The sequence below is a fragment of the Streptomyces sp. NPDC046335 genome, assembly GCF_055587985.1.
Genome location: NZ_JBVJFF010000004.1, coordinates 111514 through 137919, shown reverse-complemented (window position 1 = coordinate 137919; position 26406 = coordinate 111514). Strand labels below are relative to the sequence as shown.

Below are 26406 nucleotides of genomic sequence, written 5' to 3'. Positions count from 1 at the left end.
GGATGCCTTTCCATAGTCACCGCCGAATGCGGGGCGGAAGTCCGACTGCGAGCCGGACTATCGACCCACATGCGCTGTACTGCGTCACGCGGAGTGTCATCCCGTGGGATGAGAGCGCCTCCCGGCTTCTCGGCCACAGGGTGCAGTCACGTGTCAACGGTTTGGACGTCATTGGCGCGGAATTTTCGGTTCCCCTTCGCCCGGTACCTGCACGATGTGCAGGAATGTCCGCGCCTTGACGCCCTAGCCCGGCCGCGCTAGCCGGCCACGTACTTCCTCAGATGCTGTGCCGTCACGGTGTCCCCTTCGGCGACGAGTTCGGCCGGGGTTCCCGTGAAGACCACTCGTCCGCCGTCGTGCCCACCGCCGGGGCCCAGGTCGACGATCCAGTCGGCGTGGGCCATGACGGCCTGGTGGTGCTCGATGACGATCACGGTGTTGCCGTCGTCGACGAGGCGGTCGAGGAGGGCGAGGAGCTTGTCGACGTCGGCCAGGTGCAGTCCGGTGGTCGGCTCGTCGAGGATGTACGTCGACGACTTCTCCGCCATGTGGATGGCGAGTTTCAGCCGCTGCCGCTCGCCGCCCGAGAGCGTGTCGAGCGGCTGGCCGAGCCGCAGATAGCCGAGACCGACGTCGAAGAGCCGGCCCAGGATGGTGTGCGCCTGCCTGGAGGTGGACGTCTGCCGGGAGCCGGACTCCTGCCCGGAGCCGAAGAAGTCGCGCGCCTCGGCCACCGACATCCCGAGGACCTCGCTGATGTTCTTGCCGCGCAGCCGGTAGGTGAGCACCTCGGCGGTGAAGCGCTCGCCGTCGCACTTCTCGCACACCGAAGCCACCCCGGCCATCATCGCCAGGTCGGTGTAGACCAGGCCGAGTCCGTTGCAGCCGGGGCACGCGCCCTCGGAGTTCGCGCTGAACAGCGCCGCCTTGACGCCGTTGGCCTTGGCGAAGGCGGTGCGGATCGGACCGAGGAGCCCGGTGTACGTCGCCGGATTGCTGCGCCGGGAGCCACGGATCGGCGACTGGTCGGCGACGGCCACACCGTCCCGGACCGAGAGGTAGCCGTGGATCAGCGAGCTCTTGCCCGAGCCCGCGACTCCGGTGACCACGGTGAGCACGCCGGCCGGGATGTCGACCTCGACGTCCTTGAGGTTGTGCAGGTCGGCGCCCTTGACGGAGAGCTGCCCGGTGGGCGTGCGCACCGTCTCGCGCAGCCGGGCGCGGTGGCCCAGATGCCGTCCGGTCAGCGTCCCCGAGGCCCGCAGCCCCGCCACGTCACCGGTGTAGCAGACGGTCCCGCCCGCCTCACCGGCCCCGGGCCCCAGATCCACCACGTGGTCGGCGATCTCGATGACCTCGGGTTTGTGCTCCACCACGAGCACGGTGTTGCCCTTGTCCCGCAGCCGGACGAGCAGGTCGTTCATCCGCTGTATGTCGTGCGGGTGCAGGCCGATGGTGGGTTCGTCGAAGACGTACGTGACGTCGGTGATGCTGGAACCGAGGTGGCGGACCATCTTCACGCGCTGCGCCTCACCCCCGGACAGCGAGCCGGACGGCCGGTCCAGACTGAGATACCCGAGCCCGATCTCGGTCAGCGACTCCAACAGCTCCCGCAGCCCGGCGATGAGCGGCGCGACACCGGGGTCGTCGAGCTCGCGTACGAACTCGGCGAGATCGCTGATCTGCATCGACGAGCACTCGGCGATGTTGCGCCCGCCGATCCGCGAGGAGAGCGCGGCGGCGGAGAGCCGCGTTCCGTCACAGACCGGGCAGCGCGCGAAGACGACCGCGCGGTCCACGAAGGCCTTGATGTGCGACTGGAGGGAGTCGCGGTCCTTGGCGAGCCAGGTCCGCTGCATCTTGGCGACGAGACCTTCGTAGGTGAAGCCGTTGGAGCCGACCTTCACCTTGACGGGCTCCTTGTGGAGGAGGTCGGCCCACTCCTGCTCGGTGAAGTCGGCGAGCTTCGTGTCGGGATCGTAGAAACCGGAGTGGGCCATGACCTGCCAGCTCCAGGAGTCGACCGCGTAGTTCGGCACGAGGAGAGCGCCCTCGTTGAGCGAGAGCGAGCGGTCAACGATCTGGTCGACGTCGACGGTGGAGACCTCGCCGGTGCCCTCGCACTCGGGGCACATGCCCTCCGGCAGGTTGAAGCTGAACGCCGCCGACGTGCCGATACCGGGAACGCCCAGGCGGCTGAAGATGATCCGCAGCATCGTGTACGCGTCCGTGGCGGTGCCCACCGTGGAGCGCGAGTTGGCGCCCATCCGCTCCTGGTCGACCACGATCGCCGCGCTGAGGTTGCGCAGCGCGTCGACGTCGGGGCGGCCGAGGCTCGGCATGAACGACTGGACGAAGGCCGTGTACGTCTCGTTGATCAGCCGCTGCGACTCGGCGGCGATGGTGCCGAAGACGAGCGAGGACTTGCCCGATCCGGAGACTCCGGTGAAGACGGTGAGCCGTCTCTTGGGCACGTCGACGGAGACGTTCCGCAGGTTGTTCTCGCGGGCGCCGCGGACCTGGATGACGGTGTGGCTGTCGGCGGAGGTGGGGCGGCGGTCGTCGGCGGGGTCGGTCTGCACGGGGCACTCCTTGGCAGGGCAGGGCAGGGCGGGGTGAGGCAGAGGCAGAGGCAGGGGGGCGAGTCAGAGACGGAGACAGGGAAAGCGTACACCGTACCCAATTTCAGCGAAGAGGTTTTCCGCGGGCGAGTGCCACGGGACGGGGCGTCCAGGGCGGCAGCCGTCGGCGGAGGTCTGTGGTCCGGGCGCCCCTTCCTCCTCCAGACTGGCCCCATGCATACCGAACAGACCGATGCCTACCTGCGGCGCATCGGCGTCGAGCGCCCCGCTTCGCCGAGCGCGCGGGCCCTGCGCGAGCTGCACGTGGCGCATCTGCGCAGCGTCCCCTTCGAGAACCTCTCCATCCACCTCGGCGAGGAGATCGAACTCCGCGACGAGGCACTGGTGGCGAAGGTGGTGGACGCTCGCAGGGGCGGCTTCTGCTACGAACTCAACGGCGCGTTCGCGGCCCTCCTCACCTCCCTGGGCTTCGGCGTCACCCTGCTCCAGGCCCGGGTGTACGGCGAGGCGGGACGGCTCGGCATCCCCTACGACCACCTCGCGCTGCGCGTGCGCACCGAGGACGGCGGCGACTGGCTGGCCGACGTCGGCTTCGGCGCCCACAGCCAGTTGCCGCTCCGCTTCGACGAGCGGGGCGACCAGGCCGACCCCGCGGGCACGTTCCGCCTGGTGGAGACCGCCGGGGGCGACCTTGACGTGGTCCACGCCGGAAACCCGCAGTACGTCCTGGAGCTCCGCCCGCACGAGCTGGCCGACTTCAGGGCCGGCGCCTGGTACCACCGGACGTCACCGGAGTCCCACTTCACCCGGAAGCTGGTCTGCTCGATCCTCACCGAGGACGGCCGGACCACGCTGAGCGGCCGCAAGCTCACCACGACGGTGGACGGCGAGCGGCACGTGACCGAGCTGACGTCGGAGGCTGAGGTGCTGGCGGCGTACGAGCGGCACTTCGGCGTCGTCCTGAAGGAGGAACCCGTTCTCGGGCACATTGCCTGACGGTGCGGCGATGAGTTCCGGGCGGCGCGGCGGTCTCCAGTACTAGGAGCGCGGCAGCAGCCCGCGGCCGCGACACGGGACAGGAGAGTCCTCATGCCGAAGATCAAGCCGAACCTGTGGTTCGACACACAGGGCGAGGAGGCCGCGAAGTTCTACTGCTCGGTCTTCCCGAACAGCTCCATCAAGAACGTCGCGCACTACGGGGAGGACGCCCCGCGCCCGGCCGGCACCGTCATGTCGATCGAGTTCGAACTGGACGGCAATCCGTTCACGGCGATCAACGGCGGCCCCGAGTTCCAGTTCACCGAGGCCATCTCCCTCATGATCGACTGTGCTGACCAGCAGGAGGTCGACCACTACTGGTCCAAGCTCACCGAAGGCGGCGAGGAAGGCCCCTGCGGCTGGCTCAAGGACAAGTACGGCCTGTCCTGGCAGGTGATCCCGCGCGCCCTCACCGAGCTGCTCGGCGACCCGGACCCGGCACGCGCCCAGCGAGCGACGCAGGCGATGTTCGGCATGAAGAAGCTGGACGTGGCGGGCCTGTACGCGGCGGCGGACGCGAAGGCGTAGGAGGAGAGGCGCGGCCCCGGCAGCGGCCGTCCGACGCGACGTGCGCGTCCGCCGCCCGGCGGCAGTCGTCGGCCCGGCCCCGGGGCCGCGGGGGGCGAAGTGGCACACGGCCGCCGCACGCGATTGGCCCAGCCGGGGCCGCCGCCCGCTGCCTAGCGTCGACACGTCAGCCAGGGCCGGCCGGAAGGCCGCCGACTCGGGGAGCTTCGTGTCGTTCCGTCTTCTTCCGCCGCCGGGGGCGCCCCGCGTCCTCGCCACCGCACAGCTCAGCAACTCCGTCGGGGACGGGGCCTTCTACGTATCGTCCGCGCTGTACTTCACCCGTGTCGTCGGCCTCTCCCCCGCGCAGGTCGGACTCGGGCTCACCGTGGCGTGGGCGGTCGGGTCCGTGGCCGGGGTGCCGCTGGGCGCGCTGGCCGACCGGTGGGGGCCGCGCGGGGCGTCGGTGCTGCTCGCCGTGGCCACGGGGGCGGCCGTCGGATCGTTCCTGTTCATCCACTCGTTCGCGCTCTTCGTCGCGGCCGCCGTCCTCTACGCCGTCGCCCAGTGCGGCCTCGCCGCGGCCCGGCAGGCGCTGCTGGCGGGGCTCGTGCCGCCGCCGGCCCGCACCGCCCTGCTCGCCCACCTCCAGTCGACGCTCAACGCCGGGCTCGCGGTCGGCGCCGCCATCGGCGGCCTGGCCCTGCGGTACGACACCGCCGACGCCTACCGCGCGGTGTTCGTGCTGGACACGGTGAGCTTTCTGCTCTGTGCGGCCGTGCTGCTGCGGCTGCCCGCCGTGGCGTACGGGACCTCACCGCACGGCCGCGGGCCCCGGCTCGCCGTGCTCCGCGACCGGCCCTACGCCGCGGTCACGCTGCTCAACGCCGTGCTGCTGCTCCGGCTGCCGCTGCTCAGCCTCGCCATCCCGCTCTGGATCGTGGAGCGTACGGACGCCCCCCGGTGGCTGGCCTCCGCGCTGTTCGTCCTCAACACCCTGGCGGTGATGGCCTTCCAGGTGCGGATGGCCCGGGGCGTCACCGGCCTGGCCGGCGCCGCGCGCGCGGTGCGGTGGTCCGGGCTCGTCATGGCCGCCTCCTGCCTCGTCTTCGCGCTGTCGGCTGCGGCCGGGCTTCCGCCCTGGGCGGCGGCCGCCGTCCTCGTCGCGGGGGCGGCGCTTCACGTGGTCGGCGAGATGCAGCAGTCCGCGGGGTCGTGGCAGATCGGCTTCGCGCTGGCGCCCGCCGCGCACGTCGGCCAGTACCAGGGCTTCTTCGGTACGGGCGTGCCTCTCGCCCGTACCTTCGGGCCGCTCCTGCTCACCTGGCTCCTCGTGGTGTGGGGCGTGCCGGGGTGGCTGGTGCTCGGGGCGGTCTTCCTCGGGGCGTCCCTGGCCATGGGGCCCGCCGTGCGGTGGGCCGAACGCGCCGCAGCGCGTGGCCCGGAGGCGCACGCCGCGGGCCCGGAGGCGCACCGGCCCCTCATACCCTCCGGGCCACGACCAGCCGCCAGTGCGGGCTTCCGTCCGGGCGGCGGCCGAACTCCTCCAGGGGCAGCAGCCGCACCTCGAAGCCCGCGCGGATGAGGTCCTCGCGTACGGCGGCCAGCTCGAAGGTGCGGTAGTACATGACGAACGGCGGGCGCCACAGTGCGTTGCGGACCCGCATCACCCCGTCGAAGCCGAGCAGCGCCCAGTGCCACGGGGAGCGGACCGGCTGCGGGGCGCCGATCGGGAACGCGAAGAGGCCGCCGGGGCGCAGCGCCCGGTGGACGCCGGCGAAGAGCGCGGGGCGCTCGGCGGGCAGGAAGTGGCCGAAGGCCCCGAAGCTGACGGCGAGGTCGTAGTCCCCGGCGAAGGGCAGGGCGCGGGCGTCGGCCCGGACGAAGCCGACCGTGGGCCCGCCCCCGGGGCCGCCCCGCACCGCCGCCGCGGCGGCCCCCAGCATCCCCGCGCTGAAATCCACCCCGGTGACCCGCTCCCGGCAGAGCGGCAGCAGCGTCGAGACGCCCGCCCCCGTCCCGCAGCACACGTCGAGACCGGCGTCGAAGGGGCCGAGCGGGCGCAGCGCTTCGGCCGTCGCGGCGAGAAACCGGTCAGGAGTGCGGAACGGTGTCCGGTCGAACTTCGGGGCGAGCAGGTCGTAGCCCCGCTCGGTGGAGGAGAGCGCCTGAACGGCCAGTTCGCGCAGCGTGGGACCCTGGGAGGTGAACATCGGCACCAGGGTAGCCAGGGCGGCGGTCCCGGGGCGGTGCCATGGCCGGTTACCGCCACGAGGTCTGTCGGGGGCGGCGCGGTTCGGGTAGAGCTGCACCTCGGCTCAGCCCCCGTCCCGTACTTCCGGAGGTGTCCCATGACCACCGACCAGCCCAGGACAGACCAGCCCGCCCAGGACCGGCCCGCGACGGACCGGCACAGGACAGCGACCGCGTCGGGCAAGACCCGCTTCGACGACATCTACGACCGGCCGGACCCGCGCGACTACTTCCGCACGCTGGCCCCTTACGAGTACGAGATCCCGCACCACGCCCAGGCCGTGTTCCGCCGCACGCGCGAGCTGCGCTCCCGGGGCCTCGCCACCGGGCAGCCGCTGACCGTACTCGACCTCTGCTGCTCGTACGGCGTCAACGCGGCGCTGCTCAACCACGACGTCACCCTCGCCGACCTGTACGCCCACTACACGTCGCCGAAGGCCGCCGCACTCACCACGCAGGAGCTCATCGAGCGCGACAAGGAGTTCTACGCCCTGCGGCGGCGCCCGGACGCCACGAAGATCATCGGGCTCGACACCGCGCCGAACGCCACGCGGTACGCGCTGGACGTCGGCCTGCTCGACGAGGCGTACGCGGAGAACCTGGAGCGGCACCCGCCCAGTCCCGCGCTGCGCCGCGCGGTCGCCCGTACCGGGCTCATCACCGTCACCGGCGGCATCGGCTACATCTCCCACCGCACCTTCGACGCACTGCTCGACTGTGCCCGTGAACCGGTGTGGGTGAGCGCGTTCGTCCTGCGGACCGTGCCCTACGGGCGCATCGCGGCGACCCTGGCCGCGCACGGCCTGGCCACCGTCACGGACACCTCGCGGACCTATCCGCAGCGGCTCTTCACCAGCCCGGAGGAGCGGCGTGACGCCGTACGTCAGGTCATCCGGGCCGGCGCGGACCCCACCGGGCGCGAATCCGCGGGCCGGTACCACACGCGGCTGCACGAATCCCGGCCACGCACGGACTGAACCGGCCCCCGCCGGAGAGGCGTCAGAGCGTCAGCGCGAAGCTGGTGCCCGGCCGGCCGTCGAGGCGGACGTCGCCTGTGGGCACGAAGCCGGCTCGGGTGAGCACGGCCCGTGAGGCGGGGTTGTCGAGCGTCGTGGCGGCGCGGAGTCCGGTGAGACCGTACGCGGTGACGGCGAGGTCGCAGGCCTGCTGCACGGCCCTCGTGGCGAGGCCCTGGCCCGTCGCCTTCTCCGCGATCCGGTAACCGAGCTCGGCGCCGCCGTCCGCCACGTCGACGAGGTTGACCCGCCCGAGCACGTCGCCCCCGTCGCCCACGAGGACGTGGAAGTAGCAGTCGCCCGCGGCCTGTTCGGCGAGGAGGGCGCTGTGCCGTGCCGCGAAGTGTTCGAAGTAGGCGTCGCCGCGGTCGGGGACCGACGCGGCGAAGTAGGCGCGGTTGGCCTCCTCGAAGGCGAGCAGCGCGGGGGCGTGCTCGGGGCGAAGCAACTGGAGCGAGGGGGTTGTTGAAGGCGTGGACATGGAACAACCCTACGCAACCGCCGCGCGACCACCGGGTTTCAGGAGCGGCACCGGAGGCCTTCGCCGTGTGGTCGCTCCCGGGTTCAGTCGGTGCCCGCGCACCCACCTCAACACGATGTACTGGCGTGACGGCGAGCGCCTCGAACAGTCCTGGAGCCCGCCGCACGTCCACGGCGCGCGTTTCGGCGGCAGCAAGCCGCTCTACGTGCTGACGGGTTCCCGCACCTTCTCGGCCGCCGAGGAGCTCGCCTACGACCTCCAGCAGCTCGGGCGGGCCGTCGTCGTGGGCGAGGCCACCGGCGGCGGCGCGCACCCGCGCGAGGGCTGGACGGTGCACCCGCACCTGGAGGCGTCGATACCGGTGGGCCGCGCGGTCAACCCGGTGTCGGGCACCAACTGGGAGGGCACGGGCGTACGTCCCGACGTCCCGTGCCCGGCGGCCGACGCACTCGACCGGGCGCAGGCCCTCGCGGAGGAGAGCCTGCGGTGACGGTTCGGGGCCGCCCCGGCCGGAGCGGCCCCTCGGCTGCTACCGGGCGTCCCGGACCGTGCCGGTGACCACCGGGCCGCCTGGCAGCGGCTCCCAGCTCCCGTCGTAGACCGACAGGCGGGCCTTCAGGGACTCGACCGGTTCGCGCACGTCGTCCTTGACGGTGGGCACACGTACCTCGGTGCTCTTCTTCCCGGCGGGCACGGCGACGTACAGGGACTCGTCCTCGGACATCCGGGACAGCTTGCGCGCCGGACCGGCCGGTACGCCGACCACGTCCCGCAGCCAGCGCTTGTCCACGTCCAGCGTGGACAGCTCGGCACCGCCGTCGACCGGCAGGAAGGTGAGCCCGGCCGTGATGTCCACGTCCACGGCCTCCGACAGCGTCATCCGCCACTTCAGGGGTTTGCCCTCGGTGACCCGGTCCGCGACCGGTTCGAGCGTGACCTTCGGCATCGGGTCGTCGTCGCGCGCCGTCACGCCGCCGTGGTGGGAGCCGACCACGGCGCCGCGCACCGCCTTGACGAACGCGTCGTGGCTGACGCCGTAGCCGTAGCGGGTGTTGCCGCGCACCTCGACCGGTATGTCGATGTCGTGCGTGCCCGGCCGTATCTTCACCGTGCGGTGGGTGCCCCGGCCGGTGCCCGGCCCGGGCAGGAACAGCCTGACCTCGCCGCTGCCCTTGCCGGAGACGCGGACCGGGATGTGGTGGGTCCGCACCCCGGAGTCCCCCTCGTCCACGGTCAGCCGGCCCACGTCCACGCGGGGCAGCGCGACGGGCTTCACCGCGGGCGTGCCCGGCCGCCAGCCCCAGGCGTCCATCAGCCAGGCCTTGCCGGAGCGGCTGCGCGGGGTGAGCTCCAGGGTCTTCACCCGCTTGAGGTCCAGCTTGTCCCGGACCTCCGGCGACAGCGGTACGCGGACCTCTCGCGCCCAGTACGAGGCGGTCCGCTCGCTGCCCGGCAGGCCGTCGACACGGACGCGGCCGAGCTTCGCGCGGTGGCCCGAGGTGTCGACGAGCGTGACGTCGAGCTTCGTGCCCGTGGTGTTGGGCGGCACGATCAGGCGCAGCGCCAGGCGGTCGGCGCCCGCGAGCGAGACCGGGCGTGCGGGGCTCACCCGCACCGGGGCGCCCGGCCGCGTCCAGCGCAGCGCCACCGCGTCACGGCCCGGCTCCGGTGAGACCTCCCACTCGGCGAAGTGCGGTGACGTCCCCGCCGTGGAGGCCGGCAGGCAGGCGCGGTCGGCGCTCGTGTCCACCTGGGCGCAGACCTTCCCGCCCCTGACCGTGGTCGAGGCGTCCGGCAGGAAGGCGGCCGTCCGGCGTGCGCCCACGGCGTGGGTCAGCACGCGGGCGGGGTCCGCCGAGGGAGCGCGCCGCTCCGCGCCGTCCAGGAGGGGACGCACCCGGTCGTCGCCCGCGACGAACAGCCTGGCCGCAGCGGCTATGTACGTGGCTCCCGCGCGCTGCTGCTGGGAGGCGGTGAGCCGGGTCTTCTTCTCCGGTGAGCACAGGGGGTCGGTGTCGTCGCCGAAGTCGTCGTCGGCGGGCGCCTTCGCCTGCCCGGGAGTCCACTCGCTGTTGAAGAAGTTGTGGTTGGCGCCCACCATGTACACCGCGCTGTGCAGGGCGGTCCCGCGGCTGACCTGGCGCGTCCCGTCGACGTAGATCTCGCCCTGGAGGTCGGAGACGTCTCCGTCGCAGCCGGGCAGGATCGTGGCGGACGGCACGTCGGGAACCGGGTTCTGGCCGAAGATCGTGGGGCCTATCAGGACGTTGCCGCGTATCTTCCAGCGCGTGGGGCCGTGGTAGCCGTCCTGGTCGGCGGGCGGGGCGTGGAGGCTGTCGAGCGCGGCCCGGTTGACGCCCTCGCCGCCGCGGGAGTGGCCGACCAGCAGGACGCGGGAGAGGTCGGCGGGCGCGACGGCGCGTACGGCCGCCGGGGCGCCGGACGGCTTCTCGGCCCAGTCCGCCCAGCGGCCGAGGTGCAGCCGCACCAGCGAGGAGCGGGCCTGCGCGCCGCCGTCCTCGGCGAGGTCGTCCTGGCCGTTGATGCCGTTGGCGGCGATGGACACGGTGACGTACCCCTGGGAGGCCAGGAGTTTCTGGGCCTTGTGGTAGCCCGCGTGGCTCGGTACGGGCTTCGTGCCGCGTCCGCAGGGCCAGCCGCCGCCCTGCCCGTCGCCCGACCCGTAGCAGGTGTAGTGGCGGCCGTGCAGGAACAGCGCGAGCGGCCGCTTCCCCGGCGCGTTCACGGGGCCGATCACGTCGGCCCGCATCTCCACCGGTTCCGGGAAGCCGGGCAGTTTCACCGACTTGAGGGTGTACTCGCCGCCGGTGGTGCGGTACCGGCCCTTCTTCCCCGGGTCGACCGCGTTGGCGGGCGGGAGCGCCGCGGGCGACGCGGCTCGTGGGGTCCTCGTCCGCGGTGCGGGTGCCGCCGCGTCCAGGCGGCGCCCGCCGGCCAGTACCCGCAGCTTCTTCGCCGCGCCGATGCGGTCGCCGTTCAGCGGCAGCCGGAACGACCGGCGGTCCGGCGTGGCCGACGGCCTGCCGAGGAGCTTGTCCCCGGCGTAGAACTCGACCCGGGCGTCGCCCATGGGCACCGGCTCGTCCGCGGCCCAGACCAGCTCCGTGCCGCTGCCCTCACCGGCCAGCCGCCAGCCCTCCGGGAGTCCGTCGCCGCTGCCGGGCGGGACGGGCTCTGCGGGCGAGGCGGTGGGTGACGCGGTGGGTGGCGCGGGTGGCGGGGTGTCGGCCGACGGCAGCGCGTGCGCGGCCCCCGGTGTCGCCACCGCGAGCGCCAGCACCGCGAGCGCCGTGGCCGCCACGCGTGGGACAGGTCTCAAAATGGTCTCCTCGTCTCAGTCTTCTCAGGCTTCTCAGGGCACCCAGCCGAACTGGCGTGCCCCTCCTGCCTCTTCGAGGACGGTGAAGGGCGACTCGGCGTTGCCTCACGGTGTGTGGCGCGCCGCGAGGGGAGCCCTCCGCACGTCCCGGTGAGCGCCCCTGCCAGGATTCGGTCATGCACATCTACGAAGAGCGGCTGAGCGTCCCCCGCTCCTGGTGGGCGCTGGTCGCCCTCGGCGGGGCCGGTCTCGCGGTGGCGGGGATTCCCTTCGGTGTGATCGCCGCGGTGACCGCGGCGGCGGCCGGCATGGCCGTGTCCGCGGGCATCGTGTACGCGCACGGCAGGGTGCGCATCCTCGTGACGCCGGGCTCCCTGGTCGTGGGCGGGCGGAAGATCCCGATCGAGGCGCTCGGCACCACCGAGATCCTCGACGAACGCGAGGCCTTCGAGTGGCGGACCGTCAGGGCGAACCCGTACGCGCTGCTCCTGCTGCGCTCCTACATCCCCACGGCCCTGCGCATCGAGCTGAGGAACTCCTACGGCGGCGCCCCGTACATCTACGTCTCGACGCGGCAGCCCATGAACCTGGCGGCCGTGCTGGCCTTCTCGCGGGGCTGACCGGCGGCCGTCCCTGGACCGGGAGGGCCGGGGCGCCGCACCCTGGTCACGTGATCGTTCAAGCGACTGACTCCGTGGCCGGTTCTCCCTCCCCTCTCCCCTGGTACGCGCGGCCCGCCGCACGGTCGTGGACGTGTCCCCCGCTTCCGTCCGACGCCTGGGCCTTCCACACCGCGCTGCCCGGGTACGCGCCCACCACGCTGCACGAACTCCCTGCCCTCGCCTCGGAGTTCGGTGTGGCCCGGGTCTTCGTCAAGGACGAGTCGACCCGGCTGGGCCTGCCCGCGTTCAAGGCGCTCGGCGCGTCATGGGCGATCCACCGCGTCCTGGCGCGGCACGAGCGGAACGGGGCCGCGGACTCCGGCGCGCCGCCGCTGCGCCTGGTCACCGCCACGGACGGCAATCACGGCCGGGCCGTGGCACACGTGGCGCGGCAACTCGGGCGGCGCGCGCACGTCTTCGTGCCCCACGGGGTGCATCCGGCGGCCGTGGCCGCCATCGAGGGGGAGGGCGCCGAGGTCACGGCCGTGCCCGGCTCGTACGACGCGGCGGTGCTCCGCGCCGCGGAGGCGGCACGGGCGCCGGACGCCGTACTCATCCAGGACACGGCGTGGGAGGGCTACGAGGAGATCCCCGCCCTCGTCGTCGAGGGGTACGCCACGCTGTTCACCGAGGTCGACGCCCAACTGGCCGCCGCCGGCGTACGAATGCCCTCGCTGGTCGCGGTCCCCGTGGGCGTGGGGTCGCTCGCGCAGGCCGCCGTCACGCACTACCGCGGCCGCCCCCGCGTGGCCGGTCGCCACGACACGCCTCCCGCGCTCCTCTCGGTGGAGCCCGAGGGCGCCGCCTGTCTGCTGACCAGCCTGCGCGCGGGGCGGCTCAGCAGCGTGCCGACCGGCGTCACGGCCATGGCCGGGCTCAACTGCGGCTCGCCGTCCGCGCTCGCGTGGCCGCCGCTGCGCGACGGGCTCGACGCGGCGGTCGCCGTGACCGATGCCGACAGCGCGGCGGCCGCGCGCGACCTCGCCGAGCTCGGTGTCCCGTCCGGTCCGTGCGGCGCCGCGCCGCTCGCCGGGGTGCGCGCCGCCCTCACCGGCGAGGGCGGCGCGGAACGCCGGGCCGACCTGGGCCTGGGCCCCTCGTCGACCGTGGTCCTCCTCAGCACGGAGGGTGCGACCGCCAATCCGTACGCCCAGGGGACATCTACGGCAACCCGGGGCATCCGCCCGTCTTCACGGTGAGTTCTCCATCAGCGATCATTTCCGGTCGTTGCCGTTAGTCGAAGAAAGAACCAATTTTTCGATACCGCAGGTCAGACGGTCGTCTGGCTTTATACCAATGCCGGTTGTCCACATGCTGGACATGGGTGCGCGGCCGACGCCACCCGCCTTGAGCTGCCCGAACGACCATGCGAGTACCGCTGAGCGAACACACTCATCCGGAAATCGACCATGCGTGTGGCGCTCACTCTCCGCGCAGGCAAGACTCCTCACCGCAGTCAACACCCGCATCGACAAAAGGAGAGCCCACCATGCGTCGCACCCTCAGGATCGTGGGAGCAGCCGCGGCGGCGGCGACCTGCGTCCTCGCCGCGACATCAGGCACCGCGCACGCCGAGGCCCCGAAGCCGGCCGGCCTCTACGCGCCGTCCGCCCTGGTGCTCGCGGTCGGCCAGGGCGAGGACGCCGCCTCCGCGACGGTCGAGCGCGCCGTCACGCTGACCTGCGCGCCGCGCCCCGGCGGAACCCACCCCGCGGCCGCTGCCGCGTGTGCCGAACTGACCGCTACCGGCGGGCAGTTCGCCCAGCTCGTGGGCGGCACGTCCGGCGTCATCTGTACCAAGGAGTGGCGGCCCGTCACGGTCTCCGTCACCGGCGTCTGGTCCGGCAAGCACGTCAACTGGTCCACCACCTTCGCCAACCGGTGCGAGATGAAGGCGGGTCTCGGGGAGGGCGCCGCTCTGGCCTTCTGACGGGACCGCAAGGACCCTGATCCACACTCAGGGTAGTCCCGGTGTCCTTTCGTGGGGGAAGGCTGCCGGGGCGCGGGTCGGCCCCCGGTGCTCTCGGGCACCGGGGGCCGTAGTGTGCCTCACCGCCGCCTCAGCGCCGCCGCCTCAGCGCCGCCGCCTCAGTGCCGCCGCCTCAGTGCCGCCGCCTCGTCGAGTCTCTTCAGGACGCGGGCGCGGAGCAGTTCGTACTCTTCGCGGCAGCGGCGGATCTCCGGGGGCCGGACGACGACCGTCCCTTCGGTGACGATCTCCTCGGGCGCGAACTGCTCACGGGTGAGGGAGTGACCCCGCACTGGCCGCGGGCCGGGTTGTCCGGCGGCCAGGTGTGCTCGGAGTCGGGCGGGTAGGTGTCTGCGCCCCAACTGTCGCGGACGGCCGCCTCGATGTCGGTGAGAAGGAGATGAGTCATGGCGGAACCCTCGCACCCACCACTGACAACGGCCGGGCACAGCCGGGGCACAGCCGAGGCGCAGCCGGGGCACAATGCGCGCATGCCCACTCCGCCCTCCGGCAGCCCGCCGATGCCCGCCGGGATCCGCACGGCCCGCCTCGACCTCGTACCGCTGCGCGTCGAGCACGCCGATGCCATGGCCGTCGTACTGGACGACCCGGCGCTGCACACCTTCATCGGTGGCGCCCCCGACGACGCCGGCGCGCTCCGCGCCCGCTACCGGCGCATGCTCGCGGGCTCCCCCGACCCCGGCGTCTCCTGGTGCAACTGGGTCATCCGCCTCCGCGAGGACGGCGGCGCCCGTCTGGTGGGCACCGTGCAGGCCACCGTCGCCTCCGGCGCGCCCGGACCCGTCGCGGAGATCGCCTGGGTGGTCGGAACGGCCTGGCAGCGGCGCGGGATCGCGACGGAGGCGGCCCGTGGCCTGGTGGACTGGCTGGCAGGGCAGGGCGTGCGCACGGTGGTCGCGCACGTCCATCCAGACCACGCGGCATCGGCTGCCGTCGCGGCGGCGGCCGGTCTCGCCGCCACGGACACGGTCCATGACGGCGAGATCCGCTGGCAGTCGGCCCCGGACGAAGCGCGAAGCCAGTAGCACCGACCAAAAGCCGATGGCCCGTAGCCAGTGGGGGCCGGGATCAGTACGGGCGGTCGCCCGTGATCGCGACGCGTTCGGCGACCCGGCGGTGCGGCGCGTAGTCGTCGACCGCGTAGTGCTGGGTCGCGCGGTTGTCCCAGAACGCGACGTCGCCCGCCTGCCAGTGGAAGCGCACCTGGTACTCCGGCACGTGGGCCTGGCGCACGAGGAAGCTCAGGAGCCGGTCGCTCTCGTCGCGGTCCATGCCGACGATGTGCGTGGTGAAGGAGGTGTTGACGAAGAGCATCCGCCGCCCGGTCTCCGGGTGCGTGCGCACCACGGGGTGGGTGACGGGCGGGAAGCGGTCCTGGTGCGGGACGAGCTTGTCCGGGCCGTAGAAGCGGGCGAAGCCGGGGATGAAGTCGTGCACGGCACGCGCCCCTTCGATCCGCTCCTTGACGGTTTCGGGCAGGTTGTCGTACGCGGCGGCCATGTCGGCCCACATGGTGTCCCCGCCGTAGGGCGGCACCTCGCGGAGCTGGAGCACCGCGCCGAGGGCCGGACGTTCGCGGAAGGTGACGTCCGTGTGCCAGACGTTCTCGTACGTGGGGGTGGCGCTGCCGCCCTTGTCGAAGCGGACCACGTCGTCGGCGGAGCCGCGGGCGAGCAGCGGGTTGGTCTCGAGCTCGCCCCAGTTGCGGGCGAAGGCGCGCTGCTGCTCGGAGGTGATGTCGGCCCCGCGGAAGAACAGCACCTTCCATTCGAGGAGGGCGCGGTTCAGCTCCTCGCGCAGGGCGGGCGTGAGGGGCCGCGTGAGGTCGGCGCCGCGGATCTCGGCGCCGATGACGCGCCCCTGCGGGACGACCTCGATCAGTTCGTACGGCCGCTCCTGCCAGCCCTCGGGGAGGCGGTGCAGGGTGCGGCGGCCCTCGTACATGCCGTCGGCGGGGACGCGGGCCTCGCGCAGGACCGGGGAAGGGGCGCGGTCGGTCACAGTCATGGCGGGAATGATCCTTTGAGGAGAGTGGGAACGGGCGGCCATGCGGAGAGGACTCCGGCAGCTAGCGGCCCGATCGCTCGCACCCGCGCCGCCACGGGACGCCGAACGTCCGCTCGGCGGCGGTCAGGTGCTGGATCATGGTCGTCATTCTGGGGCGTACCGCGCCCCAGGTCAACCGGGCCGTGACGTCAGCCGTCGCGGCGTGCCACCCGCAGCACTCCCCCGTACTCGTAGATGCCCTTGCCGGCTTCGGTGGCGCCGAGGTACGGGACGAGGTCCTGGTCGACGGGCGCGAGCGGCGGCTGGTCGGCGTCGGGCCGCCAGTCGGTGAGGTTCACCAGACCGGGGTCGAGCGGGTCGAGGCCTTCAAGGAGCGCGTCGACCTCGGCGGGGGTGCGCGTCTGCCACGGGACGCCGCCGCCGGAGATGTGCGCGGTCATCGCGGCGCCCCGGGCGGCGTCGTCGGCGACCACCTGCGAGAAGCCGAGGAGGCTGCCGGGCGCGGCCCGGTCGATGATGGTCCGCAGGACGCGCCGGGGTCCGTCGGCGTCGACGAGGTGGTGGCCCACGGAGAGGAAGAGGACCGCGACCGGCTCGTCGAAGTCGATGAGCCGCGCGACGTCGGGGTGGCCGAGGACCGCCTCCTGGTCCCGCATGTCACCGTGGATCACCGTGGTCGACGCGTCGTCGGCGAGCAGCGCGCGGCCGTGCGCGAGGACGATCGGGTCGATGTCCACGTAGACGACGCGGGCGTCCGGGGCGAAGCGCTGGGCGACCTGGTGGACGTTGTCGTCGGTGGGCAGACCGCAGCCCATGTCGATGAACTGCCGGATGCCGGCCTCGCGGGTCAGATACCGCACCACGCGGAAGAGAAACTCGCGGTTCTGCCGGGCTATGTCGACGCACTCCGGGAACGAGGGCAGGGTGGAGAGCAGGAAGTCCCTGTCCACCTCGTAGTTGTCCTTGCCGCCCAGCATCCAGCCGTAGGCGCGTGCCGAGGTCGGGATGTCGTAGGGGATGGACGTCGGGTCCACCGTCCCGGGCCGGTTGTCGCTGTCCACTGCGCGCTCTCCACCTCTCCCTTGTGCTTCACGCTCTCCCTTGTGCTTCACGGAACGTGATCGGTGACCGTGACACTAGCCGGTGATCCACGTTCGGGTGAACAGAGTGGGAGAAGTCAACAAGGTTGGCCTGATGGGTGGTTGGGCCGTCCGTGGGGCAGCGCACGGGCGGGTAACTTCTCCGGCGGGCAGTGGCGTGCGCCACCCTCGCGCCGCGCGGGCCCCCGCATGGCGCATGATCGTGGCACAGAGCCACCCGCACCACCGTTCCCGTACCACCCAGAGAGGACCTCCCCATGGAAGACCGCTTCGACGTCGTCGTGCTCGGAGCAGGACCCGGCGGCTACGTGGCCGCCATTCGCGCCGCCCAGTTGGGCAAGCGGGTAGCGGTCGTCGAGGAGAAGTACTGGGGCGGGGTCTGCCTCAACGTCGGCTGCATCCCGACGAAGGCGCTGCTGCGCAACGCCGAGCTGGCCCATCTCTTCACGCACGAGCAGAAGACGTACGGCATCAAGGTCGACGGACAGGTCTCCTTCGACTACGGCGAGGCGTTCAGCCGCAGCCGCACGGTCGCGGACGGCCGCGTCAAGGGCGTCCACTTCCTGATGAAGAAGAACGGCATCACGGAGTTCGACGGCCGGGGCACGTTCCTGGACGCGAACACCCTCCAGATCGCGAAGTCCGACGGCACCACCGCGACCATCGGCTTCGAGAACTGCGTCATCGCCACCGGCGCCACGCCCCGCCTGCTGCCCGGCACCAGCCGCAGCGAGCGCGTCGTGACGTACGAGGAGCAGATCCTCGCCGACTCCCTGCCGCGCTCCATCGTGATCGCGGGCGCGGGCGCGATCGGCATCGAGTTCGCCTACGTCCTGCACAACTACGGCGTGAAGGTGACGATCGTCGAGTTCCTCGACCGCGTCGCGCCCCTGGAGGACGTGGACGTCTCCAAGGAGCTGGCCAAGCAGTACCGCAAGCTCGGCATCGACGTGATGACCTCCACCCGCGTCGAGTCCATCGACGAGTCGGGCGACCAGGTCCGGGTGACCGTCACGGGCAAGGACGGCAAGGAGCAGGTGCTCGAGGCCGACAAGGTCCTCCAGGCCATCGGTTTCGCGCCGAACGTGTCGGGCTACGGCCTGGAGGCGGCGGGCGTACGGCTCACCGAGCGCGGCGCGATCGACGTCGACGGCCGCTGCCGCACGAACGTCCCGCACATCTACGCCATCGGTGACGTCACCGCGAAGCTGATGCTCGCGCACACCGCCGAGGCCATGGGCGTCATCGCCTCGGAGACCATCGCGGACGCCGAGACGATGGAACTCGACTACGTGATGATCCCCCGCGCCACCTACTCGCAGCCGCAGATCGCCAGCTTCGGCTGGACGGAGGCGCAGGCCAGGGAGAAGGGCTTCGACGTCAAGGTCGCCAAGTTCCCCTTCCAGGCGAACGGCAAGGCGCACGGCCTCGGCGACACCGTCGGCTTCGTGAAGATCATCAGCGACGCGAAGTACGGCGAGATCATCGGCGCCCACCTGATCGGCCCCGACGTCACCGAGCTGCTGCCCGAACTGACCCTGGCCCAGCAGTGGGACCTCACTGTCCACGAGGTGGCCCGCAACGTCCACGCGCACCCGACCCTCGGCGAGGCCGTCAAGGAAGCGGTGCACGGCCTGGCCGGACACATGATCAACTTCTGAGTGTCCCCCGGGCGCCCCGCCGTGAACGCGAGTGACCGAAAGCGAGTGGCTCAAGTGGCGGGGCCGCCCGGACCGGCCGATCCTTGTCGGGACACGACTGTGTGCCTCGGGGGCGAGGAGAGGCAGTAGCCGATGTTTTCTGGTCTGGGCCGATTCGTGGTGCGCCGCCCGTGGTGGATCATCCTGGCATGGGTGGTGGCGGCGGGCGCGGTGATATCACTGGCGCCGAAGCTCACCTCGAGCTCCGACGAAGCAAGTTTCCTGCCCGAGCACTACGAGTCCATCCGCGCCGCCGACGTGCAGGAGAAGGAGTTCCCCGAGCAGCGGAACGTCGGCGCGATCATCGTCTTCCAGCGCTCCGACGGCGGGAAGCTGACGGCCGCCGACTCCGCCGACGTGGAGCGCGTCTCCAAGGATCTCCAGGCACGGAAGATCCCGGAAGTGCAGGCCGTCGCACCGGGCGAGGTCTCGCCCAACAAGCTGGTACGGACGTCGGTCGTCGCCATGCCGAAGATCACCGACCCCGAGGACACCTCGCAGCAGGACGCCGTGGAGAAGCTCCGGTCGGGTCTTGAGCCGGAGCTGAAGGGCACCGACCTGTCGGCCGGGATCACCGGTTCGGCGGCCCAGGCCCTCGACGAGAGCGACGCCTCCAAGCGCGCGGGCATGCTCGTCGGGGTCGGCACGATCGTCATCATCGTCGTGCTGCTTCTCGTCATCTTCCGCAGCCCCATCATCGCGCTGCTGCCCGTGGTCCTCATCGGCCTCATCTCCCCGATGGCCACCGGCCTCATCGCCTCCGCCAACAAGGCCTTCGACATGAAGGCAGACTCCTCCGTCCAGGAACTGCTCACCGTCGTGCTGTTCGGCGTGGGCACGGACTACATCCTGTTCCTGCTCTTCCGCTACCGGGAGGCGCTGCGGGCGGGTGAGGAACCCAAGGGCGCCATGGTGCACGCCGTCGACCGGGTCGGCGAGGCCATCACGTCGGCGGCGGGCGCCGTCATCGTCGCCTTCGCCGCCCTCACCCTCTCCTCGCTCGGCATGCTCCAGTCCATGGGCCCCGCGCTCGCCATCGCGGTCTTCCTGACGCTGCTCGCCGGCCTCACCCTCGTGCCCGCCGTGGTCTCACTGCTCGGCACCAAGGTGTTCTGGCCGTCGAAGTCCTGGCGGCGCGAACCGCAGGGCACCGGCTTCGCCCGGCTCGGCACGTCGATCGCCCGCAGGCCCGCGGTGTGGGCGGTGGTCTCGGCACTGTTCATGGGCGCCCTGACCCTCGGCGCCCTCGGCTACAAGGCCAACTTCGACCTCGCCGGGTCCTCGCTGCCGGACGACAAGGAGTCGATGGTGGCGATGCGGGACCTGGAGAAGGGCTTCCCCGCCGGTTCCACCGACCCGACCTCCGTCTACCTCTCCTCGACCTCCGGCAAGCCGCTGTCGCAGCCACAGGCCGCCGCCTTCCGTGAACGGCTCGCCGACGTGTCCGGCGTGGGCACGGTGGCGGCTCCCCGCCTGAACCCGGGCCGTACGACGGCCTCGTACTCCGTGATCCTCTCGGACCCGCCCGCCTCCGACCGCGCGCTCGCCACGGTCAAGGACCGGCTGCGCCCCGTGGCGCACGAGGGCGCCCCGGACGGATCACAGGCGCGCGTCGGCGGCACGACGGCCATCTACGTCGACATCAACAAGGCGGTGGACCGTGACTATTCGGTCGTCTTCCCGGTGGCGGCGCTCGCCATCATGGTGATCCTGGGGCTGCTGCTGCGGAGTCTGGTGGCGCCCTGGTACCTGATGGTGTCCGTCGCGCTGGGCTTCGGCGCGACGCTCGGCGCGACCTCGCTGATCTTCCAGCAGATCGGCAGCCAGCCGGGGCTGATGTTCATGCTGCCGGTGATCATGTACTTGTTCGTGGTCGCGCTCGGCACGGACTACAACATCCTCATGGTGTCGCGCCTGCGCGAGGAGGCGCGGGAGGGCCGCAGTCCGCGCGACGCCGCGGGTACGGCGGTGCGGCACTCGGGGCCGACGATCGGCTCGGCGGGCGTCATTCTCGCCGGTACGTTCGCGACGCTGATGCTCGCGGGCAACTCGACGCTCTCCCAGATGGGTTTCTCCCTCTCCTTCGGCATCCTGATCGCCGCGTTCGTCATGGCGATGATCTTCACGCCCGCGCTGACGGCGCTCATCGGGCACGCCGCCTGGTGGCCCGGCCACGGGGACGAGAAGCGGAACGGGGGCGGTGCGAGCCCGCCGCCGAGCGGTGCGGAGGAGGAGCAGCAGCGGGCGGACCGGGCGTCGCGTCCGCTCTGAACACACGCGCTCAGCGGGGCGGTCGGGGCGGTTCGGGGCGGTTCACCCCCGGGCGACCCCCGTGACCGTCCCGCTGAGCGCCACGCACACCACGCCCACGCCGACCGCGAGGCACACCTTCGCCACCCCGAAGCCGGCCGCCGCCGCGGTGACGGCGGCGGCGCCGAGCGGCCCCAGGGAGTAGTGCGTCGTCCAGAAGGCCGCGGTGACCCGTCCCAGGAGGTGGCCGGGGGTCACCTCCTGGCGCAGGGACATCGAGCTGATGCCCGCGACGCCCGTGGCCAGCAGCATGCCCGCCGAGAGCGCACCGATGACCGGCACGCTCCCCGAGAGACCGAGGCAGGCGACGGCGACCCCGGCGAGAGCCGTGCCGCCGATCCAGGTCGCCCCGAACCCGAAGGCCTTGCGTACCCGCGTGACCGCGAAGGACCCGAGAAGGGTGCCGACGGTCCCCGCGCTCAGCACATAGCCCACGGTGTCGTCGCCGTGCCCGAGGTCTTCCTTGACGCGGAAGATGATGACGTCCGTCATGCCGTGGGTGAGGAAGACGACGGCGGACAGGAGCACGGTCAGCGGGCGCAGCACGGGGTGGGCCCACAGGAAGCGGATGCCGGCCAGGAAATCCTCGCGCACCCCGCCCTTGCCCGCCCCTCCGGGTTCGTCGGCGGGCGGTCGCAGCCTGACGAGGAGGAGCCCGGCGGCGGAGAGGGCGAAGGTCACGGCGTCGATCCCGATGGCGGCCACGGGGCCCGCGGCGGCCGCGACGAAGCCCGCGAGGGTGGGCCCGCCGACGGTCGCCACGGCGTACGAGCCGAAGAGGTGGGCGTTGGCCCTGGTGATCTGGTCGTGCCTGACGATGGCGGGCACGACCGTCACGTACGTCACCTGGAACAGCATCGCGAAGCCACCGGCGAGCGGAACGACCGTGTAGATCACCCATATCGGGGTCGCGAAGAGCCAGACCACCGGGATCGTCGCGTAGAGCACACAGCGCGCCACATCGGTGGCCATGAGCAGTCGGCGCCGGTCGACGCGGTCGGCGATCACTCCGGCGAAGAGCCCGGTGACGATCGACGCGACCCCCGTGAGCCCGGTGACGAGCCCCATCTGGACGACGGAGCCGGTGCTGTGCAGCACGAGCAGGGGAATCGCCACGAAGGAGAAGGAGTCGCCGAGGGCGGAGAGCGCCTGGACGACGAGGAAGACGCGGTAGTCACGGTTGGCCCAGAGGGAGGCCGGACGCGCCCTGCTGTCCCCGTCCACGTCCACGGCCCCGTCCACGTCCCGTCCCCCGTCCGCCCCCGTCCGTCCCGCGTCCGCCCGCGGGCCGAAGGGGCACGCTAGTCGGCGGGCCGGGCCCGGTCCAGACCGTTTCTCCGGCCACACACACGGCCGATCAATTTGCCTTCCCGAGGAAAGTGTGAACCCACCCCGGGCGACCCGAATTCTGTGCTCACACTTTTTCCGGGAATGCAAATAACTGTCTACGGCCCCATTGCTCACACTTCTAAGCCGCATGTCAAACGCAATACAGGCTGCGGCGAGAGCGGCCGAACGACCCCACGACCAGCACTTATCCAGTGTTAAGGTATTCACTCGTCCCGAGCCCAGGCCGCATTCCCAGCGCCGAGCCGCTCGGATTGCATTGCGGTGCCGCCGCCTCCCAAAGCGGTTCACCAAGACTTCTCACTCCGGAATGGAAGCGGCTCTCCCGCGCCTGCTCCCCATTCCGGAGGAATACGTCCACGCCTTGACCTGGAGTTCTCTCATGTCTGCTGACAGCCCCGCTGTCACCGCCCCCGCACCGGCGGACGCCCCCGGCGCGTCACCCCGAGGCCGGCACCTCGGCCTCGCCCTGTTCGTGATCGCCGCGGCCCAGCTGATGGTGGTCCTGGACGGCACGATCACCAATATCGCCCTGCCCAGCATCCAGACCGCCCTCGGTGTCTCCGACGCCAACCTGGCCTGGATCGTCAACTCGTACGCCCTGGCCTTCGGCGGACTGCTGCTGCTCGGCGGGCGCGCGGGCGACCTCTTCGGGCGGCGCCGGATGTTCCAGGTGGGCATCGCCCTGTTCACCCTGGCGTCCCTGCTCGGCGGCCTCGCACCGAACGAGGGCCTGCTCATCGGCGCGCGCATCCTCCAGGGAGTCGGCGCGGCCGTGGCGGCGCCCAGCGCCCTGTCCCTGATCGCCACGACCTTCCCCGAGGGCAAGCCGCGCAACAAGGCGATGGGCGTCTACGCCGCCATGGCCGGCATCGGCGCCACCGTCGGACTGCTGCTCGGCGGCATCCTGACCGACGCCCTGGACTGGCGGTGGGTGTTCTTCGTCAACATCCCCATCGGCCTTGCCGTCCTCGCCGGCACCAGGACGCTCGTCGAGGCCGAGCGCCACCAGGGACGCCTCGACCTGCCCGGCACCATCACCGGCACCGGCGGTCTGATCGCGCTGGTCTACGGCATCACGCGGGGCGGCGAGCACGGCTGGACCGACACCGTCACCCTGTCCTGCTTCGTCGTCGCCGCCGTCCTGCTCAGCGCCTTCCTCCTCATCCAGAGCCGCACCGAGCACCCGATGCTGCCGCTGCGCCTCTTCAAGGACCGCAACCGCTCCGGCTCGTACGCCACGATGCTGTTCATCGGCGCCGGCATGATGGCGACCTTCTACTTCCTGACGCTCTACATGCAGCTCATCCTCGGCTACAGCGCGGTCAAGACCGGCTTCGCCAACCTGCCGTTCAGCCTCGGCATGGGCATCGCGGCCACCCTCAGCTCCAAGCTGATCACCCGCCTCGCTCCACGGCTGATAGCCGGCCCCGGGCTGCTCGTGGCCGCCATCGGCATGTTCTGGTTCGCCACGCTCACCCCCGACTCGTCGTACGCCGGGCACCTGATGCCGGCGATGTTCGTGACCGCGCTCGGCCTCGGCATGGGCTTCGTACCCATGACCCTCGGCGCGGTCAGCGGTGTCGAGCACCAGGAGACGGGCATCGCCTCCGCGCTGCTCAACACCGCCCAGCAGATCGGCGGCGCGCTCGGCCTCGCCGTCCTTTCGACCATCGCCACCTCGGCGGCGAACGACAGGCTGCCCGACGCGGCCGCCTCGTTCTACCGCGGCGTCGCCACCAAGGACCAGGGCCTGGTGGCCGACGCCGCCGACGCCCTGACCCACGGCTACACGCTGGCGTTCGTCGCCGCGGGCGTCATGTTCCTGGCGGGCCTCGTGGTCACCGCGCTCGCCGTCAACGCCAGGGCTCAGGAGGCGGCCGAGGGCGTGGCCCCGGTCCACATGGGCTGAGCCCCGTACGCGTCAGGTCAGTTGGCGGGCCTCCAGCCGCCGAGCCAGTCCGCGGTCTCCTGGGCCGCGGCCTGGGCGTCCGTCAGGTGCGGGCGGTCGGCACTGGGGCCGCCCGCACCCGGACCTGTGTTCTCGTACTCGGCGAAGCGGTCGTCCTTCCAGGAGAAGCCGCCCATGTCGGTCCAGGGCGTCTTCTTGACGGCCGCGCCGAGTGTGGTGTCGCGGACGGTGGTCTGCGGGTCGAGGCTCGCGTCACCGCCCGCGTGCCAGGGGCGGCCGAGGTGGAAGCTCCCGGCGGCCACGTCGCCGTCGACGGTCGAGCGGGTGATGAGGAAGCCCTTGCGTCCCGCGGGGGTGCTCGGCGCGGTGACATACCCGGCCGAGGTGCCGTTCCAGCGCTTCTTCAGGGTGAGCACGGACCTGTCGATGACCGCCGTGGCCCGGCCGAAGACGAAGTCGGTGTTGCCGATCACGTAGGAGTCGGTCAGGTGGACCCGGCCCGTCCGGTCCTTGGCCGCCGTGTCGAGGAGCAGCGTGTCCTGGTCGCCGCTGACGATGAGGTCGTCCAGGCGTACCCGGTCGGCGGCGGTGCGCAGGGCCACCGCCTGCTGACCGTTCACCTGCTGGTTCCTCGCCTCGTCGAAGTCGTTCGAGATGGAGAGGTTGCGGGCCGTGAAGTCGTCGGCCTCGACGGCGACGGTGGCGCTGCCGCCGGTGCCGTAGGTGCCCCCGCCCGGCTTGGCCATCCCTGAGGCGTGGCCCTCGACGATGACTGTGTCCTTGCGGCTGCCGCCGGTGCCCTCCATCGTGACGTGCGGCTTGTTCGACGGGACCTTGACGGTCTCGCGGTAGGTGCCGGGCGCGATCCGGATCACGGCGGGTGAGGTGTTGTCCGCGGGGACGGCGTCGACGGCCTTCTGGACGCTGCGGTACTGGCCGCTGCCGTCCTTGGCCACCGTCAGGGTGGTCCTCTTCACGGCCTGCGCCCCGGCCGTCGTACCGATGTTCTCGCGCGGCCCCGCGCCGGCCTTGAGCAGCCCGGGGACGGCGGCGGCCTTGTCGAGGGTGTAGTCGTAGTACGCCTTGGGGTCGAAGGCCGTGCCGCCGCTCTCGTTGCGCCCTGTGGTGCCGGAGAAGACGTTGCCCCGCTGCACGAGGGCCGCCGCGCTGTCCTTGATGACGGGATTGTTCACGCCACGGAAGTAGCTGTTCTCCAGGACCATCTTGGTCCTGCCGCGCGCGTAGTTCCCGTAGGACGAGGTGATGTCCGTGCCCGGGTCGTCCTGGAGATAGTTGTTGTAGAGGTGCGCGTGCGCGGCGTTGTCCGTGGAGGGGTTGCGCTGCTCGGTCTCGCGGAACCAGTTGTGGTGCAGGGTGAGATCGGCGGTGGTGTTCTCGGTCCAGCCGATGCCGAAGGTCTTGTTGTTGTCGGACAGCCTGTTCCAGGACACCGTCACGTTCGTGGTGTCCTTGCGGCTGTCTATCAGGCCGTCGGCCATGTGCCGCAGATCGTTGTGGTCGATCCAGACGTGGTGGGCGCCGTCCATCTGGATGGCGTCGAAGTCGTGGTCCTTGTCGTTCCAGACGCCCGCGTACGAGTCCCGGATCGTGAGGTTGCGGATGATCACGTTGTGCACGCCCTGGCCGAGGAAGAAGCCGCCTCCGACGATCTCGCCCGAGGTGCCCGCGCCCACGATCGTCTTGTCGGACGCGACCTTGATCTCCTTGCCCTTGGGGTTCATCGGGATCGCCGCGGCCACCACGATGACGTAGGGCTCGGCGGCGGTCGCGTACTTCTCCAGGTCGGCGAGGGTCCGCACCGTCACCGTTCGCCCGTCACGGCCGCCGTAGGTGCCCTTCTGGCCGCGGGCGTCGACCGACGCGAAGCCGTCGGCGGTGTCATGGGCCCAGGCTGGGGCGGGGGCCGCCGCCGCCCTCGGCTCGGCGTCCGCGCCGAACATCCCGAAGGCCGTGCCGTAGGCCATGGCCGCGGCGGCCGCCAGTGCCAGCGGGACCCCTGCCACCAGGGCCGTCCTCCTGCGGCGGTGCCGTGCTCTGCCGGAGCCGTGCAGCTCAGTCATACGTCCGTTCCCATCTCTACGTACGTGGGGGGCGCCCGTGTCCGGTGGAACGGGCCACTGATCAGTCGCCGCCGCGACGC

20 protein-coding genes and 1 pseudogene are annotated in these 26406 nt (G+C 71.8%); 12 read left to right on the top strand and 9 right to left on the bottom strand.

Features of this window, described 5'->3' with window-relative positions:
- Nucleotides 1–257: 257 nt before the first annotated feature.
- Complete coding sequence (locus tag ACZ6JY_RS10085) at nt 258–2582, bottom strand: ATP-binding cassette domain-containing protein (protein WP_469194160.1); 2325 nt, start codon at nt 2580–2582, stop codon at nt 258–260.
- Nucleotides 2583–2795: 213 nt separating this feature from the next.
- Here ACZ6JY_RS10085 and ACZ6JY_RS10080 point away from each other — a divergent pair, with 213 nt between their 5' ends.
- The 3 genes from ACZ6JY_RS10080 (at nt 2796) to ACZ6JY_RS10070 (ending at nt 5712) form a co-directional block, all read left to right on the top strand.
- Nucleotides 2796–3578 (top strand): arylamine N-acetyltransferase family protein, encoded by a 783-nt coding sequence (locus ACZ6JY_RS10080; protein ID WP_469194158.1) that lies wholly within the window; start codon nt 2796–2798, stop codon nt 3576–3578.
- Nucleotides 3579–3671: 93 nt separating this feature from the next.
- On the top strand, nt 3672–4148 hold the full coding sequence (locus ACZ6JY_RS10075; RefSeq protein WP_469194156.1) for a VOC family protein: 477 nt from the start codon (nt 3672–3674) through the stop codon (nt 4146–4148).
- Nucleotides 4149–4356: 208 nt separating this feature from the next.
- The gene (locus ACZ6JY_RS10070) at nt 4357–5712 is read left to right on the top strand and encodes an MFS transporter (RefSeq protein WP_469194154.1); all 1356 of its coding nucleotides are present in this window, start codon (nt 4357–4359) and stop codon (nt 5710–5712) included.
- Here ACZ6JY_RS10070 and ACZ6JY_RS10065 read toward each other — a convergent pair.
- Nucleotides 5609–6340 carry a class I SAM-dependent methyltransferase gene (locus tag ACZ6JY_RS10065; RefSeq protein WP_469194152.1) on the bottom strand — a complete coding sequence of 244 codons (732 nt, stop codon included), beginning with the start codon at nt 6338–6340 and terminating at the stop codon, nt 5609–5611. The genes ACZ6JY_RS10070 and ACZ6JY_RS10065 overlap by 104 nt on opposite strands.
- 138 nt (nt 6341–6478) lie before the next feature.
- Here ACZ6JY_RS10065 and ACZ6JY_RS10060 point away from each other — a divergent pair, with 138 nt between their 5' ends.
- Nucleotides 6479–7357 (top strand): hypothetical protein, encoded by an 879-nt coding sequence (locus ACZ6JY_RS10060; RefSeq protein ID WP_469194150.1) that lies wholly within the window; start codon nt 6479–6481, stop codon nt 7355–7357.
- 22 nt (nt 7358–7379) lie between these two features.
- Here ACZ6JY_RS10060 and ACZ6JY_RS10055 read toward each other — a convergent pair whose 3' ends face one another.
- Entirely contained in the window at nt 7380–7877 is a 498-nt protein-coding gene (locus ACZ6JY_RS10055; protein ID WP_469194148.1) for a GNAT family N-acetyltransferase, read from the bottom strand.
- Nucleotides 7878–7992: 115 nt separating this feature from the next.
- Between ACZ6JY_RS10055 and ACZ6JY_RS10050 the strand changes: the two genes are divergently transcribed.
- On the top strand, nt 7993–8367 hold the full coding sequence (locus ACZ6JY_RS10050) for a S41 family peptidase (RefSeq protein ID WP_469194146.1): 375 nt from the start codon (nt 7993–7995) through the stop codon (nt 8365–8367).
- Between the two features lie 39 nt (nt 8368–8406).
- On the opposite strand, the gene ACZ6JY_RS10045 is transcribed toward ACZ6JY_RS10050, so the two are convergent.
- The gene (locus ACZ6JY_RS10045; protein WP_469195004.1) at nt 8407–10968 is read right to left on the bottom strand and encodes an alpha/beta hydrolase family protein; all 2562 of its coding nucleotides are present in this window, start codon (nt 10966–10968) and stop codon (nt 8407–8409) included.
- Between the two features lie 425 nt (nt 10969–11393).
- Here ACZ6JY_RS10045 and ACZ6JY_RS10040 point away from each other — a divergent pair, with 425 nt between their 5' ends.
- The 3 genes from ACZ6JY_RS10040 (at nt 11394) to ACZ6JY_RS10030 (ending at nt 13809) form a co-directional block, all read left to right on the top strand.
- Nucleotides 11394–11837 (top strand): DUF3093 domain-containing protein, encoded by a 444-nt coding sequence (locus ACZ6JY_RS10040; RefSeq protein ID WP_469194144.1) that lies wholly within the window; start codon nt 11394–11396, stop codon nt 11835–11837.
- A 50-nt stretch (nt 11838–11887) separates the two neighbouring features.
- On the top strand, nt 11888–13078 hold the full coding sequence (locus ACZ6JY_RS10035) for a diaminopropionate ammonia-lyase (protein ID WP_469194142.1): 1191 nt from the start codon (nt 11888–11890) through the stop codon (nt 13076–13078).
- Nucleotides 13079–13368: 290 nt separating this feature from the next.
- Nucleotides 13369–13809: an SSI family serine proteinase inhibitor gene (locus ACZ6JY_RS10030; RefSeq protein WP_469194140.1), complete on the top strand. Its 441-nt coding sequence runs from the start codon at nt 13369–13371 to the stop codon at nt 13807–13809.
- A gap of 158 nt (nt 13810–13967) precedes the next feature.
- Here ACZ6JY_RS10030 and ACZ6JY_RS10025 read toward each other — a convergent pair.
- Nucleotides 13968–14257 (bottom strand): annotated as a pseudogene (locus ACZ6JY_RS10025) (YunG family protein).
- Nucleotides 14258–14339: 82 nt separating this feature from the next.
- On the opposite strand from ACZ6JY_RS10025, the gene ACZ6JY_RS10020 reads away from it, so the two are divergent.
- On the top strand, nt 14340–14894 hold the full coding sequence (locus ACZ6JY_RS10020) for a GNAT family N-acetyltransferase (protein WP_469194138.1): 555 nt from the start codon (nt 14340–14342) through the stop codon (nt 14892–14894).
- Between the two features lie 43 nt (nt 14895–14937).
- Here the strand turns inward: ACZ6JY_RS10020 and ACZ6JY_RS10015 are convergent, their stop codons facing one another.
- Together ACZ6JY_RS10015 and ACZ6JY_RS10010 are read right to left on the bottom strand one after the other, a co-directional pair.
- The gene (locus ACZ6JY_RS10015; RefSeq protein ID WP_447041786.1) at nt 14938–15813 is read right to left on the bottom strand and encodes a TauD/TfdA dioxygenase family protein; all 876 of its coding nucleotides are present in this window, start codon (nt 15811–15813) and stop codon (nt 14938–14940) included.
- Between the two features lie 251 nt (nt 15814–16064).
- The gene (locus ACZ6JY_RS10010) at nt 16065–16937 is read right to left on the bottom strand and encodes an SAM-dependent methyltransferase (RefSeq protein ID WP_469194136.1); all 873 of its coding nucleotides are present in this window, start codon (nt 16935–16937) and stop codon (nt 16065–16067) included.
- A gap of 296 nt (nt 16938–17233) precedes the next feature.
- Between ACZ6JY_RS10010 and lpdA the strand changes: the two genes are divergently transcribed.
- Together lpdA and ACZ6JY_RS10000 are read left to right on the top strand one after the other, a co-directional pair.
- Entirely contained in the window at nt 17234–18637 is a 1404-nt protein-coding gene (gene lpdA / locus ACZ6JY_RS10005) for a dihydrolipoyl dehydrogenase (RefSeq protein WP_469194134.1), read from the top strand.
- Nucleotides 18638–18769: 132 nt separating this feature from the next.
- Entirely contained in the window at nt 18770–20947 is a 2178-nt protein-coding gene (locus ACZ6JY_RS10000; RefSeq protein WP_469194132.1) for an MMPL family transporter, read from the top strand.
- 42 nt (nt 20948–20989) lie between these two features.
- Here ACZ6JY_RS10000 and ACZ6JY_RS09995 read toward each other — a convergent pair whose 3' ends face one another.
- On the bottom strand, nt 20990–22228 hold the full coding sequence (locus tag ACZ6JY_RS09995; RefSeq protein WP_469194130.1) for an MFS transporter: 1239 nt from the start codon (nt 22226–22228) through the stop codon (nt 20990–20992).
- 487 nt (nt 22229–22715) lie between these two features.
- Here ACZ6JY_RS09995 and ACZ6JY_RS09990 point away from each other — a divergent pair, with 487 nt between their 5' ends.
- Nucleotides 22716–24245 carry a DHA2 family efflux MFS transporter permease subunit gene (locus tag ACZ6JY_RS09990; protein WP_469194128.1) on the top strand — a complete coding sequence of 510 codons (1530 nt, stop codon included), beginning with the start codon at nt 22716–22718 and terminating at the stop codon, nt 24243–24245.
- 17 nt (nt 24246–24262) lie between these two features.
- Here the strand turns inward: ACZ6JY_RS09990 and ACZ6JY_RS09985 are convergent, their stop codons facing one another.
- On the bottom strand, nt 24263–26326 hold the full coding sequence (locus ACZ6JY_RS09985) for a pectinesterase family protein (RefSeq protein ID WP_469194126.1): 2064 nt from the start codon (nt 26324–26326) through the stop codon (nt 24263–24265).
- Nucleotides 26327–26406: the final 80 nt, after the last annotated feature.